Source organism: Prevotella communis (genome assembly GCF_022024115.1).
Classification (GTDB): domain Bacteria; phylum Bacteroidota; class Bacteroidia; order Bacteroidales; family Bacteroidaceae; genus Prevotella; species Prevotella communis.
This window is the reverse complement of the sequence record NZ_CP091792.1, coordinates 3,395,001-3,408,293: the sequence shown is the minus strand read 5'-3', so window position 1 is coordinate 3,408,293 and position 13,293 is coordinate 3,395,001. Positions and strand designations below refer to the sequence as shown.

The window sequence follows — 13,293 nt, the reverse complement described above, 5'->3', positions numbered from 1 at the left end:
GTTTTATGGTTCTACCGTGCAAAAATACAAAACATCCGGCGCATTGACTGCGTCGGATGTTTCATAAGTTATTCAATATGTCGCATAAGCGGCAAAATCAGTGTTTACGGTTGGCTCGTTGCTCGCGATACTTGGCTTTTTGCCTGGCAGAACCGCTGCCGTGAGCTCCCGTAATGTACTTTTTCTTCTTGGCTTTGGTCTTCACCTTTCCTTCGTTGGGGTCTTTGCGTTCGCCACCTCTTCCGAAAGAAATGCCATTCTCAAGAATGCTTTGAAAATCGTCTTCGCCAACCATAGTATAAAAGGATTAATGATGGAACAAACGTACACCTGTGAAGGCCATGGCAATACCGTATTTGTCGCAAGTCATGATCACATGGTCATCGCGTACGCTACCACCAGCCTGAGCGATATACTGCACGCCACTCTTGTGGGCACGCTCAATATTGTCGCCGAAGGGGAAGAAGGCATCACTGCCCAGACTTACCTCGGTGTTCTTGGCAATCCACTCTTTCTTCTCGGCCAGGGTCAGCACCTCGGGCTTCTCAGAGAAGAACTGCTGCCAAGCACCGTCGCGCAACACGTCGTCGTGCTCGTCTTCAGAGATATACACATCAATGGTGTTGTCGCGGTCGGCACGACGGATACCCTCCTTGAAAGGCAGGGCGAGCACTTTGGGGTGCTGGCGCAACCACCAGATGTCGGCCTTCTGACCAGCCAGACGGGTACAGTGGATACGGCTCTGCTGACCGGCACCGATACCGATAGCCTGTCCGTCCTTCACGTAGCACACAGAGTTTGACTGTGTATATTTCAGGGTGATGAGGGCAATCATCAGGTCGCGACGAGCCTCAGCAGAGAAAGTCTTGTTCTGTGTGGGGATATTCTCGAACAATGCGGGGTCGTCCAACTGGATCTCGTTGCGGCCCTGTTCGAAGGTAACGCCGAATACCTGCTTCGTCTCCACGGGAGCGGGCTTGTAGGCGGGGTCAATCTTAATCACGTTGTAGGTGCCCTTACGCTTGTCCTTCAGAATCTCCAGAGCCTCGGGAGTGTAGTCGGGGGCAATGACACCATCACTTACCTCGCGCTTGATAATCAGGGCGGTGGTCTTGTCGCAGGTGTCGCTCAGGGCGATAAAGTCGCCATAAGAAGACATACGGTCGGCGCCGCGGGCACGGGCATAGGCGCAGGCAATGGGACTCTCGTCCAGGCCTGGGATGTCATCTACGAAATAGATGTGCTTCAGCGTGTCGCTCAGGGGCAGACCTACAGCAGCACCAGCAGGTGATACGTGCTTGAAAGAGGCTGCAGAGGGCAGACCGGTGGCCTGTTTCAGCTCTTTCACCAACTGCCAGGAGTTCAATGCGTCCAAGAGGTTGATGTAGCCAGGGCGGCCGTTAACTACTTCGATAGGCAGATTGCTGCCATCGTTCATAAAAATGCGGGAAGGTTTCTGATTCGGATTACATCCGTACTTCAGGGCTAGTTCTTTCATGTTTTTGAGAAGAATTATTATTTCCGACTGCAAAGGTACGAAAAGTTGAGCGCATAACAAAGAAACTCGTTTCTTTTTTTTGTTTTTATTCTTGCGTCTCACTAATCCTTGTTAAGGCGCACACCATAGAATCAGTAGGACGTTAACATTCACGCAGGTGCTCGTCGAAATCGCGTGCACCACCCTGTAGATGAAATACCTTCTGCAACAGACGCACACGCAGGTTGGTGACCGACTGGGGCGATGAGGCTGTGAGCACGGCGACCTCAGAAGGCTGGAAGCGCAGGCGGATGAGCAGACAGACGTTGAGTTCGCGTGACTGCAGGCTGTTGATGGATGAAAGCATCGTGAGGAACTGCGGACAATGCTGTCGGTAGGCCTCCACGAGAGCCGTCCAGTCAGCTTCAGATGCTGGTTGGCCACGTTGTGCCAAGGTACGCAGCCGGGCTATGATGTCAGCTGCAAGCAGTTGCTGTTGCTGGTCGGTCTGCTGTTGCTGATTCAGTTTCTGCCGCAACTGTTCCATGTCCGTGAGTTGTATGGATATATCGCTTACCAGTTGATTGTAATGCCGGATGCGCCATCGGTGGTAATAGCTGAGCGATAGCAACAGTAACAATAGTAGTGAGGCTATGCCTAATGAAATGATGACGAGCCGATACTGGCGTTGCTCAGCCTGTGCACGCTCGTACTGCTGTTGCATACCGTGAATACCAGTACGGTCGCTCAGTTCGCTACTTCTGCGATAGAGATCGTTCAGACGCTGCGACAGTTCGCTGCTCCTGCGAAAGTCCTGTTGTTGGCTAAAATGCCTGATGAGCTGTTCGTGGGCTTTGATTTGCAGGTCTAATTCCTCTGCCTGCAGGGTCTGATACCACAGGTTGGTGGCTCTGTTAAAGTCACCCTCACCTTTGGCAATATTGGCCAGCAGATAGTTGGCTTTGTCTAGATATGTCAGTTTAAGTGCCTGTAGCAGGCTCTGTTTGGCTGCTATTGTGTCGCCCTCCTTTAATTGGTAGCTTCCCATGTTGCAAAGCGCAACAGCCCGAATCACACCGTCGAGCTTAGGAAGTAGTGGTTCCACTTGTTGCATGTAGTACATGAAACTGTCGCGTTCTTCCAGCTGGTCGAAAGTGGTAGCCATGTTGTTGAGCATTCGGGCTGCCCACTGGTCGTTGTGTGCCTGTCTGGCAGCATCCAGCGAACGCTGATAGTAGTGCAGAGTGGCTGTCTTGTCGTAGGCATTGTCGTACATATCGCCCAGTACGGCATACAGTTCGTAGCAGAAAGCGGGGTCGCCAAGCTGTGCAGCCATCTCTTCTGCCTCCTTGATGAGTGCGAACGCCTCGGCATAGGATTGCTGACTGTAGAGTACGATAGCGTGATGGAGCAGGCTTCTGGCTAATCTGCAATCGTTGTTGCCGACGTTTCTGTAATATTTCTCACTTTGGGCAATGAGCGTGTCGTTGTTGAAGGTGAGGCCCTTACGGTGGATGGCTTCCGTGAAGAGAAGTCCGTAAAGGGCACTGTCCTGCGTGGTGGCGAGCGAGTCTGTGTTGAGAGGCGCCAGAAGCAGCATGGCTGAGTCTGGATACTGGTCTATGATTCGCTCTGCCTGCAAGAGAGAGTCTTGGCAAGGCTGCTCATGTGAACAGCCTGCCAAGAAGAGAGATATCATTATTATGATGGAAAAGGTCTTCTGCATGAGTTTATTTCATTCGGAAAGTGACGGGAAGGGTGAAAAATACGCGTACTTCTCTTCCATTCTGCTTGCCAGGCTTCCATTTCGGCATACAGCGAATCACACGCAGAGCCTCTTCGTCGAGTGCGGGATACACAGAGCGTACAACCTTCGGAGTGCTTACCTGTCCGTCTTTCTCGACAATGAACTTTGCAACTACGCGCCCCTGTATACCTTTTTCCATTGCCTCTTTAGGATACTTTATGGTGTGCATAAGAAAACTCATCAAACTGTCCTGGCCTCCAGGGAACTCGGGCATATTCTCTACAACGTCGAATACCTTTTCTTTCGACTGGTTCATTGATATTACGGTCTTCTGTGCCGTTATCGTTGTTGTGCTCAGCAGGGCTACAAGCAACAAAAAAGCGATTTTCTTCATAATCTTTACATTTTAAGTTTTTAATGTTCTTTTGTCATGACGCTGCAAAAGTAGAAGTTTTTCCGTAAAACCGCAAATTTTCGATTACATCATATTACACAGACGGCATTTTTTGTGTATTTCCATGGTGTCTGGACATTTTTCATCTTCTGAGAAATACAGATACAGATGATACAGTACATTTTATAGACTTTCTCGCGTACGTACGTATATGTGCAGGTGTACGCAAAGCGTTTTCAGAAAACCTCTGTATCATCTGTATCTGTATGTCCGGTTTCCTGAGTCATAGTACTACGCAAGATGAAAAAGAAAGTGTTTCGTCTTTTTTCGACAAGAATAAACGATTTAGCCCCACCTCTCACTCCATACGTTGGAAAAGCCCCGTAGTAAAGGCTTTGAGGGCAGTGAGAGGTGCTTTCAACCTCTCCCTCACCTCTCACTGCCCTCTCACTCAGTAACTTTGAACTTGTATTTCAGGCACTTTGACCTCGTAACTCAATAAGTTAGTGGTCGTAACTCAATGGTTTCCTGTTGCCAAGTCATAGGTTTGCGACTCCTTAGTCCCTAACTTAGGATGCCTTAACCGATGGTTTCTGATTGGACTTGATATCTTGTGCTAAATAGGCATAAGTACTGGATAATCGTACGTAGGGGACGGACTCGGAGTCCGCTCGGCACGTAATCTGATTCCGCTGACGACGTATTTTTTATTCTCAAACTAGCCAGTAAAAATTTCCTAACTAGCGCGTAAAAAAACTATGGTTAAGGAGTAGAGAAACAACGTGTTGCTAATAGAGAAACGACGAGTTGCTCCTCAAGATGGCCTGAATGACGAGGGTGTAGTGTTGGGGTTACTGTTAGGTGTAGTGTTGGGGTTACTGTTAGCACAACACTAACCCCTCCGTTCTCCTTTTATATAAAGGCCTTTTCTGAGATTGGGTGGGGTGTATGCTGAGATCAACGAGTTACGACCACTAACTCATCGAGTTGCTACCACTAACTCATCGAGTTGCTATGTTAAGATTGTTAAAACGCTTTGACATATAAACTATTCTCTTTATTTTTGCAAAAAGTATAATAACCAGAACTAAAAACATTAAAAAATTACGCTATGAAATCTTTCAGAGGATTTATAGTCTTATTGCTTCCATTTTTCTGCAGCATCATGGTGCATGCGCAGAAAGAGTATAATGGAGTGATGACAGGGACCAGTCCCCATGGCATCTTGCAAGAAAAATAAAAACTGTCTATGGCAAGAATAAATTTAGAATCGGAACCACGTTTCAAAGAGATTATGAAACTATTTGGTTTCAAAAAAACAAAATATGGCTTCGTCAGACATGATAGGGAATCTATTATGAAGTTAAGTTTTGGCTATGGAACATATGGACAAAAATTTGTTAGGTACTATGACTGCATGTATTCCATCGTTTATCCAAAGATAGAAGCGTTGGCCGATAGTATCGGAGAATATGTATGTGGACCACATGGTCAGATTGGTTATTTGACTCCAGAGAACCGCTTTCGAGAATGGAGATTAGCTGATTCTGATTCAGACGAGTATTATCTTCATATGATAAATGATATAAAAGAGATCATGGGTCAATATGTTATTCCATATATGGAGAAATATTCTACTATTGAGGCTTTTGTAAAAGGTGTGGAATCAGGGAATATCTCTCCTAACTTTTTTGATAACAAGGCTGTTGCAATAGCTTATGTGCTTTTGGGTCGGAAGGATGATGCATTGCACTATCTTGACCAATGTATAGAAGAGCAAAAAAACATGGACATCTATGGTAAAGGAGTTGAAGTTGTAGAAACAAAAGAGTATAGAGAAGAGATTTATTATCCTCAAGAAAATAGGAATCTTAAAGGGCTCTTACTCTTTTCTCAGAAATTAAAAGACAGAGAAATCAGCGGGACAAGCGTGAAGTGACCATTTGAAGTTGGACAAAAAGCTTTCTGGGGTTCACTTCTCTTTATTGGAATAGAAAAATTTTATACTTTTGCAAAAAAAAAGAAAATGATAAATCTTGAAACAGAACCACGTTTTAAAGAAATGATGAAATGTCTAGGATTTAAAAAAACATCACGCTCTTTTATTAAGAGCAGCAAAGATATAATTCTTGAAATGATGTTTGGATATGCAACAAAGGGGGAGAAGCATGTTCGTTATTATAGTGGTTCATATTTTATCCGTTATCCCCAAATAGAAACTTTTGGAAAGAAGTTGGAGATTGATGTTTTTCCTCTTGGCGGTCTAATGGAATATCTAATGCCACCAAAGAGTGGACTTGTAGAATGGAGGTTTACTGAATCTGATACGGAAGACTATTATCTCAATGTGGTTAATGAAATTGAAAATGCAATAAAGGGTTATGTACTTCCTTTTGCAGATAAATTTTCCTGTATTACAGATTTTGTTTATGGTGCTGAAATGGGGGCTTTCCGTAATTGCCAGTATGATCACCGGGCTGTAGCAATAGCCTACTATCTTTTAGGCGACTTCCCAAAATGCAAGCTTTATATGGATAAGACTTTAGATTTCTATGCAAGCCTATCGAAGAACAATAAAGATGCAGAATTCTTAAAGGCAATAGGCGTTTTTGATGATGATTCAAATTTGACGAATAATAAGAATTATATAAACTATAAAAAATTTTCAGATAGAATGAGAGAATGTATAGATCTTTAAGAGATCAGCGGGACAGTCTTTGATTTTTTATAATAAAGACCCTTTATCTCTGTTATATAGGATATGTTAAGGATTAATCACCATGTCGAATAAAAAACGTGACTTCAGTACCAGTCCCCATGGCATTAATGTAATTCATTATTGACGTAAATTACATAATATTAAACTATATGAATAAAAAAACAATCATCTTTGTACTTGTAACAATTGAATTATTGATGTCATGTGTCTTGCCTTTAAATCAAGAATGGGTTAGCTTAGATGCAGTAAATACAAGTAAGGACAGCATCTTCATTTATTTGGCAAGAGGTCACCAATGGTCACCAACCGTATACCCCGATACCTGTCTTCCTAAAGATACATATGTTGGAAACATAAATCTTCCACATACGAATGATAGTATTTCTGGGTATTTGGTGCCTGTCGCGCCACATGATACAGCAAATGTGGAACTATCGTTAATATATTGTGCTGATTGGAAAAATGAAGCGTTAGAGAAGTTTTTTGCCGATTACCCCAAAATGACTTCATGGTTTTTTATATCAGTGGATTCTGTTAGAAAATACGGGTATAATCATGTTGCAAGTCATAATATCATATTGGCTCGATATGATTTAACAACTTCTGATATGAAATCATTGAATATGATGATTCCATATCCACCAACCGAATCAATGAAGGGGATGAAAATATGGAAACCTTTACCATAACTGAATAGTAGTATCATCTTGGAGGATCAAAGTTTTGATTCATCGAGCGGATCAATAACCTGTCCCCATGGCACTCTAAATAAGCAAATGAATATCGAGAAATGTTTGGATTATTATAGTGAATCTTTCTATCACGAATTTTGGGGCATTGATTCCCAAATTGTTGATGAGAATGTTTTAAGGCTTCAGGCTTTGGACTTTTTGCGCCATTATGCAATGAGTGATTCTGAGTACAAGGACCATTGTGCTCCTGTGATGCAGACTGTATTCTGTTTTCCTTCTGAAAGGACTTTTAGTATTGAATCTATGACATTGGATGAGATGTTTGAAGATGGATTTGAATATTTCTCATACAATTCTTCACCATTGTTCTGGAAAGAGAGTTATGAACTCATTATGAAAGTCTGCATGGAATATGGAGATAAAAACATTTTTATTGTAGAAGAGGAGAGTTGCGAAAAAGATCCAGAGGTAGCATTTAAAATAAAAATTCCAGTCGGTAAATCATGGGAAGAAATATCAAAGGGTGGCTATATAACTGATGTGCTTTTCAATATGCCAAACCATAATTATTATGTCCTTGGAGATAGCGGGATGTGGGGCAAATGGTGTGACTATGATAACAGATTCTCAGACTACGAAACGTTTTGCTTTAAGCGTATGTCTCCAGTCGTGCTAGAGTATAAAGACTATTTTTCTGAATATATCACAGAGCAACTTGTTCCTGAAAAGAAAAGCAAAGGACTTAGTGAAATATTGAGACAACTCTTTAAAAAGAAGTGATGAAAGAACTTGTTACACTAATAAAAAATAAAGAATTCGCGAAGGCAAAACGATTTCTGAAGAAGGCTCTGCAGACAGAGCTGCAGATCAACGGGACAGATCTTTGATTTTTTATAATAAACGCCTCTTCTCTCCGTTATATTATGCAAGAAATCCGCATTGGTCCTCGACAAATGTCACGCGTTAGCGGACTGACATACTCTGTTATATATAAGTTGACAAAACAATAAATGTATGGAAATAAATTTGAAGAAATCAAAGACCTATCCCCCTGATCTTAAAAAGGATTCTGATTATTCAGTTCTAAGACAATGGTGTGTAACCATTTGCGATTTTTTATTATCCATGAACTCCGAGTTTTCAAATTTGGTATATGGCAAATATGGCGTAATGGAAGTTATAGGCAATATCGACAAGACTCATAACCTTAGAAAGATGAAGGCTTTATATAAGGAAATGAATATCTTGGTCGGAGAAGAAATGTTGTCCCCGAAGCAAATGGATGACCTAAACCAATTACTGAAAGAGAAGTTTGGGCATAACATAGCAGATGAGAAGGACAAGGAGACAGAAATCATCCAAAAGATTATCAAACGAGGCAAGATACGCAACGATTACGAGTTTGAACTGGTTAAACGCCGTGAGGAAGAAATCTGGGAGGACGAAAACCAGACAGAATATGCCGAAATATTGCGACGTATGATGGGAGATTATGAAGTACCTGAAGCTTAAGATGCCCTCAGAAGGGGCTAGGAATGAGTATAGTGCTGGGGTTGCGTTGGGGTTAGTGTTAGGTGTAGTGTTGGGGTTACTGTTAGCACAACACTAACCCCTCCGTTCTCCTTTTATATAAAGGCCTTTTCTGAGATTGGGTGGGGTGTATGCTGAGATCAACGGGACGGGCTGTCCCCCTAATCTCCATCAATCAAATATAAAAAAAGTGTTCTTAAATTTGCGAACATCGAGAATTTTATATATCTTTGCACGCAAATGATAGTAACATTCGAAGAAACATATCTAGAGGAACTCTATACGCAGGGCAAAGCCAATGATAAAAAGCATCGGTTTCAGCCTCAGATTGTCGACAAGTATATAAAGGTGGTCAACTTAATGAAACAGCAGGAGAATGTACTCGGACTAACGAAATACGGTTCTCTTCACTACGAGAAGCTGGTTGGTGACAAGAAAGGTATATCATCTGTAAAGGTGAACGACCAATATCGGATAGAGTTCATAGAAGAAATGGAGGATGGCAAGCAGATTGCTACCATTTGTAATATAACAGAGTTGTCGAATCACTATAAAAAGAAATAGGAGGGTAGAAACATGATTACAGTAAAAGGTAAAGACCCAATGATGATAGCCAACAATTTGAAGCCTTACAAGCCTACGCACCCTGGTGAGGTGTTGAAGGACGAATTGGAGTTTCGTGGAATTTCTCAGCGTGGACTGGCTAAGAAGATGGGTATCTCTTATTCTGCATTGAATGAGGTACTGAATGGCAAGCGTGCACTCAACCACGAATTGGCAATGATGATGGAGGCTGCATTGGACGTTGACGCAGCTCCACTTTTGGCTATGCAGAACGAATATGACATGCTGATGGCCGAGCGCAACGAGTCGTTTATGGAGAAGCTAAAGCATATTCGTCGTGTCGCTGCAGTTTTCTGAGCACGAGTTTATTTGAGTCGGCATGTGAGGGTTATTTGAAAAAAAGGTGGCGATTATCCTGTTTTGGGATAGTCGCCACCTGTTTTGTGATATACTATAAGCGATAATCAGAACTTCCAACGCAGTTGGATGTCCAGGTCGGTGGTGTGTGATTGTGCGATTTTCTGCAGGCTGGTGCCGATGGATGAACGGTCGAAATAGTTGGTGTAGCCCAGTCGGGTGGCTAATCGAAGATGGTCGTTGAGGCTGACGTGTGCATAGAGAGCCAGTCGCAGACCGTTGCCATAGAAGGACGGGAAGGTGAACTCGTGCTGCAACTGTCGTTCGTAGAGATAGATACGCGCCGCGTAACTGTCGGTATCGAAATAGCCTAGCGACAGACTGGCTTGCCAGTTGGCCTGCTGATAGCCTGTCTGCTGACTGATCATCCAACCTTGCGACATCTCTTTATATACCGAATAGACATAGTCGGCCTGTGTCTTAGACGTCCAACCGGCTTCTGAGGAATAGGTGATGCTGAGTCGGGTGCGGTGCTCGTTGCAGGGTATCAGACTGTTTTTGTCGCTGCCGTCTTTCTGTTGCAGACGGGTGCGATGACGTGCCTGAACGGTCCAGTCCAGCCACTGCCATGTGCCTTGCAACAGCATATCCCACGTATGTGAGTCCTGTGATACCTGATAGCGGGGCCAGGGGGAATAGGCGTAGTCTATATATCCCTGCAGGACCAGATGGGTGAGAGGGGCACACGTGATTCCCAGGTACAGGCCACTCTCGTTTTGTGTGCGTGTGGTGTTGCCAAAACCGTGGGCATACAGACCATTGTACCGATAGCTGTAGAAACGCTGGATGGCTATGAGGCTCAGGTCGCCTGATGACCGGAAGGTCAGGGCGTTGACGGTGGCGAGGGCGCCGTCCTTGTTGATGGCTGTCTCGCCGTTGATGGAAAAGCGATAGTGCAGGTAACCGTAGTCCACACTGGCATTCAGGAAGTTGTCGCCCTGGGGATAATAGCGGCGATAGGTTTCCGAGGTTTTGGGACGCAGGGTGCGGTCAATAGTTGAATAGACGGCATTCGCCCCGAAATGCAGTCCGTTTAGTCGATAACTGATGCTGCCGCCGTAGGCCGACAGATGGGTGTTGTATTTCTTTTTCATCTCATCCTTCGAACGGTGATAGCCACTGGTAATCAGCGTTTTTGCTGAGCCGTCGTCATTTAGTGTGGCGTCGATAGGACGAGAGGAGACAAAGGTGGTGAGTGTCAGTGGCTTGCAAAGTCTGACGACGGCTGCAGCCCCTTGGAAATAGTCGGCTTCCGAACGTGAACCATGTGCCCTGAGTGTGTTGGGCTGTCGGCCCATGTTCTGTAGCGTGGTCAGCTTACCCAACTTAAAACTCGTGCTGAGTATCAGTCCCATACCTGCTCCCATCTTGTATTTTCCTACGACAGCATTCTCTAGGATACCCAGTTTCTTCAGTTGAAGGTAATAGGAATAGGTGTCATAGCCCATGCTGTTCTGGTTGGCAAGGAAGGGCTCACCGGCATCCTGTGCGCCAATGATGCCAGCCTTGACGTAGGAACTATAGTGAAACTCATAGCGCAAAGAGTGACGATAGCGGTATCCCAGATAGCCGTTTCGGTCGCCCTTTCGTTCGTAGAAGGGAACATGGCCTGTGGCCATCACCGTGTGTTTGCCGTATTTCATGATGTTATGAAAGGAGGGAAAGTGGGGTTGCTCCCTGGATACTTCGCCCACATAGGTGAAAAAAGGCAACAGGGCAATCTGCTGATAGTCGAGCGAACCAATCATCTTCAACTCGTTCAGCGAGCGCATCGGTCCGTACCTGTCCAGATACTCAATGATGTCCATCACCTGTTGGAAAGATAGAAACGGCAGTTGCTCCAGGTCCTCGCGACTTGTATGGTTCAGGTCTATGGGATGGTCGGCCAGTTGCTGCAGATATCCGTGGTAATCCTCCCATGCCTCATCCATGTCTTCCATATCTTCTGGTGTCATCGTCTCCTGCCATACGTCCTCCCATGTTCGCTCTTGTTGGGCAGAGACTGTGATACTCCAAATCATCAAAATAACGAGGCAACATTGTTTCATAGGTGCAAAGGTACATAATAATTCTTAATTTTTGACTTGTTATTCATTTATATATAGTAATTTTGCAGGCATGAAACGCATCACGATACTGTTGACGGGCATCTTGGTGGGGCTGACGGCCTCGGCACAGGATGAGATAGGTGAGCCGACGTTTGTGCCTTCGGTGAAGGTGGGCAAGACGCTGGTGGATGGCGATTCCATACAATATATGGAAATGTCGAATGTCTATGTGTATCCCGAACTGACGTTTAAGAGCAAGCGTCAGCAACAGGCATATCTACGACTGGTGAAGAATGTAAAGAAGGTGCTGCCCTTAGCCAAACAGGCGCGTCAGATTATTATTGAGACGGCTGAGTTTACAGAGACATTGCCACCAGAGGAGCGCAAGGCACACCTGAAACGCGTGGAACAGTCGGTGGTGAAGCAGTATAAGCCCCAGATGAAGAAACTGACGTTCTCACAGGGTAAGTTGCTGATTAAGCTTGTGGACCGTGAGTGCCACTCTACGGCTTATGAGGCGATGCAGGCTTTTATCGGTCCTGTGCGCTCAGGCATGTGGCAGGCATTTGCCTGGATGTTTGGTGCCTCATTGAAAAAAGGGTATGACGCAGAGGGTACCGACCGCCTGACAGAGCGCGTGGTACTGATGGTTGAGGCCGGTCAACTATAAGATCTTGAGGAGTTAAAGGAGTCAAGGAGTTAAAGGAGTTAAGACGTTAGTCTTTTTCCGTGTAAAGTACTTGTATCAGGGTTTGACCGACGGCTTTGAGCGTGTTGCGGTCCAGGTGGTCCATATCGTCGATAACGGTATGCCATGTGGGGCCAAAGCTACTCTCTTCGCAGTCGGGGTAGTAGTTGATGATATCAATGCAGGGAATCTTTGCCACTTCATTCACGGGTACGTGGTCATCGGTAATGCCGCCACCGTCTTCCTGTGGGAAATAACTGCTGAAGCCTGCGATAGCTGCTGCCTTCCATACACGCTTCACCACGTGGTTGGCATAATACTTCGAATAGCCTTCCTGATAGAAACGGGCACCTTGCCCGCCTACCATGTCAAGGAGGATGCCATAGCGGTAGGTTTGAGGTTTGAGATTTGAGGTTTGAGATTTAAATTGTTTTGACCAGTATTGTGCGCCCAGCGCCCAAGAGTCGTTGTCGTCGTGACTGCCCCAGTCCTCAGCGTCAAAGCATACAAAATCGATGCCTATGGGCAACTGACAGGTGTCTGCCTGAAGCAGACGGGCTATCTCTAACATCACGCCAACACCGCTGGCGCCATCATTAGCAGCCATCACAGGTTTTGTATGGTTGGCCTCGTCTGGGTCGTTGTCAGCCCAGGGACGACTGTCCCAGTGGGCACAGAGCATGATACGCTGCTCTTTTTCTGGCTGATAGCGTGCAATGATATTATTGCTCTGAAGGGGAGTGCCGTCGAAACCTTTAAGTGTGGCTCGCTGTTCAGTCACATCCATGCCGTAGCCCTGGAACTTCTCAACAATCCATTGCCCACACTGTTCGTGAGCCTCACTGTTCATTGTGCGAGGACCGAAGTCGCATTGCTGCTGACAGAAGGTATAAGCGGAGTCGGCAGAGAACTGCGGTCCTACGGGCTTTTCTGTTTCTGACATCGTTTTCTTTCCGCCTCCACAGGCAGTCAGCAGCATGGCTACGGCCATAAGTATATATACTTGTTTCATTTTTC

Annotated in this window: 14 protein-coding genes; 8 read left to right on the top strand and 6 right to left on the bottom strand. The window is 45.2% G+C overall.

All coding sequences use genetic code 11. The features are described 5' to 3' along the window. Positions 1–97 precede the first annotated feature (97 nt). From L6468_RS14010 to L6468_RS13995, 4 genes are all read right to left on the bottom strand, one after another. Positions 98–295, bottom strand: coding sequence for a hypothetical protein (locus tag L6468_RS14010; protein ID WP_091853261.1), 198 nt, complete (start codon positions 293–295; stop codon positions 98–100). Between the two features lie 12 nt (positions 296–307). After that, the gene (locus tag L6468_RS14005; RefSeq protein ID WP_091813385.1) at positions 308–1,498 is read right to left on the bottom strand and encodes a phosphoribosylaminoimidazolecarboxamide formyltransferase; all 1,191 of its coding nucleotides are present in this window, start codon (positions 1,496–1,498) and stop codon (positions 308–310) included. 142 nt (positions 1,499–1,640) lie between these two features. After that, positions 1,641–3,203, bottom strand: a complete 1,563-nt coding sequence (locus L6468_RS14000; protein ID WP_237793673.1) for a tetratricopeptide repeat protein — start codon at positions 3,201–3,203, stop codon at positions 1,641–1,643. 4 nt (positions 3,204–3,207) lie between these two features. Next, positions 3,208–3,618 carry an energy transducer TonB gene (locus L6468_RS13995; protein ID WP_237793672.1) on the bottom strand — a complete coding sequence of 137 codons (411 nt, stop codon included), beginning with the start codon at positions 3,616–3,618 and terminating at the stop codon, positions 3,208–3,210. A gap of 1,249 nt (positions 3,619–4,867) precedes the next feature. On the opposite strand from L6468_RS13995, the gene L6468_RS13990 reads away from it, so the two are divergent. The 7 genes from L6468_RS13990 (at position 4,868) to L6468_RS13960 (ending at position 9,480) form a co-directional block, all read left to right on the top strand. Continuing rightward, positions 4,868–5,557 (top strand): hypothetical protein, encoded by a 690-nt coding sequence (locus L6468_RS13990; protein ID WP_237793671.1) that lies wholly within the window; start codon positions 4,868–4,870, stop codon positions 5,555–5,557. Positions 5,558–5,644: 87 nt separating this feature from the next. After that, positions 5,645–6,316: a hypothetical protein gene (locus L6468_RS13985; RefSeq protein WP_237793670.1), complete on the top strand. Its 672-nt coding sequence runs from the start codon at positions 5,645–5,647 to the stop codon at positions 6,314–6,316. Positions 6,317–6,486: 170 nt separating this feature from the next. After that, positions 6,487–7,026 (top strand): hypothetical protein, encoded by a 540-nt coding sequence (locus L6468_RS13980; RefSeq protein WP_237793669.1) that lies wholly within the window; start codon positions 6,487–6,489, stop codon positions 7,024–7,026. A gap of 87 nt (positions 7,027–7,113) precedes the next feature. Then, positions 7,114–7,809: a hypothetical protein gene (locus tag L6468_RS13975; protein ID WP_237793668.1), complete on the top strand. Its 696-nt coding sequence runs from the start codon at positions 7,114–7,116 to the stop codon at positions 7,807–7,809. Positions 7,810–8,043: 234 nt separating this feature from the next. After that, a complete protein-coding gene (locus L6468_RS13970) occupies positions 8,044–8,541 on the top strand; it encodes a hypothetical protein (protein ID WP_237793667.1) in 498 nt (165 codons plus the stop codon). Between the two features lie 258 nt (positions 8,542–8,799). After that, the gene (locus L6468_RS13965) at positions 8,800–9,123 is read left to right on the top strand and encodes a type II toxin-antitoxin system RelE/ParE family toxin (RefSeq protein ID WP_237793666.1); all 324 of its coding nucleotides are present in this window, start codon (positions 8,800–8,802) and stop codon (positions 9,121–9,123) included. A 12-nt stretch (positions 9,124–9,135) separates the two neighbouring features. Further along, positions 9,136–9,480 (top strand): HigA family addiction module antitoxin, encoded by a 345-nt coding sequence (locus L6468_RS13960; RefSeq protein WP_237793665.1) that lies wholly within the window; start codon positions 9,136–9,138, stop codon positions 9,478–9,480. Positions 9,481–9,587: 107 nt separating this feature from the next. Here the strand turns inward: L6468_RS13960 and L6468_RS13955 are convergent, their stop codons facing one another. Then, positions 9,588–11,588, bottom strand: coding sequence for a helix-hairpin-helix domain-containing protein (locus L6468_RS13955; RefSeq protein ID WP_237793664.1), 2,001 nt, complete (start codon positions 11,586–11,588; stop codon positions 9,588–9,590). A gap of 70 nt (positions 11,589–11,658) precedes the next feature. Here L6468_RS13955 and L6468_RS13950 point away from each other — a divergent pair, with 70 nt between their 5' ends. Then, entirely contained in the window at positions 11,659–12,258 is a 600-nt protein-coding gene (locus L6468_RS13950; protein ID WP_237793663.1) for a DUF4294 domain-containing protein, read from the top strand. Positions 12,259–12,304: 46 nt separating this feature from the next. On the opposite strand, the gene L6468_RS13945 is transcribed toward L6468_RS13950, so the two are convergent. Next, positions 12,305–13,288, bottom strand: coding sequence for a M28 family peptidase (locus tag L6468_RS13945; RefSeq protein ID WP_237793662.1), 984 nt, complete (start codon positions 13,286–13,288; stop codon positions 12,305–12,307). Between the last annotated feature and the right edge of the window lie 5 nt (positions 13,289–13,293).

What these genes read in the sequence shown, in the direction of transcription:
- L6468_RS14010 (WP_091853261.1), bottom strand. Translation starts at nt 295, where the DNA reads ATGGTTGGCGAAGACGATTTTCAAAGCATTCTTGAGAATGGCATTTCT.
- L6468_RS14005 (WP_091813385.1), bottom strand. Translation starts at nt 1,498, where the DNA reads ATGAAAGAACTAGCCCTGAAGTACGGATGTAATCCGAATCAGAAACCT.
- L6468_RS14000 (WP_237793673.1), bottom strand. Translation starts at nt 3,203, where the DNA reads ATGCAGAAGACCTTTTCCATCATAATAATGATATCTCTCTTCTTGGCA.
- L6468_RS13995 (WP_237793672.1), bottom strand. Translation starts at nt 3,618, where the DNA reads ATGAAGAAAATCGCTTTTTTGTTGCTTGTAGCCCTGCTGAGCACAACA.
- L6468_RS13990 (WP_237793671.1), top strand. Translation starts at nt 4,868, where the DNA reads ATGGCAAGAATAAATTTAGAATCGGAACCACGTTTCAAAGAGATTATG.
- L6468_RS13985 (WP_237793670.1), top strand. Translation starts at nt 5,645, where the DNA reads ATGATAAATCTTGAAACAGAACCACGTTTTAAAGAAATGATGAAATGT.
- L6468_RS13980 (WP_237793669.1), top strand. Translation starts at nt 6,487, where the DNA reads ATGAATAAAAAAACAATCATCTTTGTACTTGTAACAATTGAATTATTG.
- L6468_RS13975 (WP_237793668.1), top strand. Translation starts at nt 7,114, where the DNA reads ATGAATATCGAGAAATGTTTGGATTATTATAGTGAATCTTTCTATCAC.
- L6468_RS13970 (WP_237793667.1), top strand. Translation starts at nt 8,044, where the DNA reads ATGGAAATAAATTTGAAGAAATCAAAGACCTATCCCCCTGATCTTAAA.
- L6468_RS13965 (WP_237793666.1), top strand. Translation starts at nt 8,800, where the DNA reads ATGATAGTAACATTCGAAGAAACATATCTAGAGGAACTCTATACGCAG.
- L6468_RS13960 (WP_237793665.1), top strand. Translation starts at nt 9,136, where the DNA reads ATGATTACAGTAAAAGGTAAAGACCCAATGATGATAGCCAACAATTTG.
- L6468_RS13955 (WP_237793664.1), bottom strand. Translation starts at nt 11,588, where the DNA reads ATGAAACAATGTTGCCTCGTTATTTTGATGATTTGGAGTATCACAGTC.
- L6468_RS13950 (WP_237793663.1), top strand. Translation starts at nt 11,659, where the DNA reads ATGAAACGCATCACGATACTGTTGACGGGCATCTTGGTGGGGCTGACG.
- L6468_RS13945 (WP_237793662.1), bottom strand. Translation starts at nt 13,288, where the DNA reads ATGAAACAAGTATATATACTTATGGCCGTAGCCATGCTGCTGACTGCC.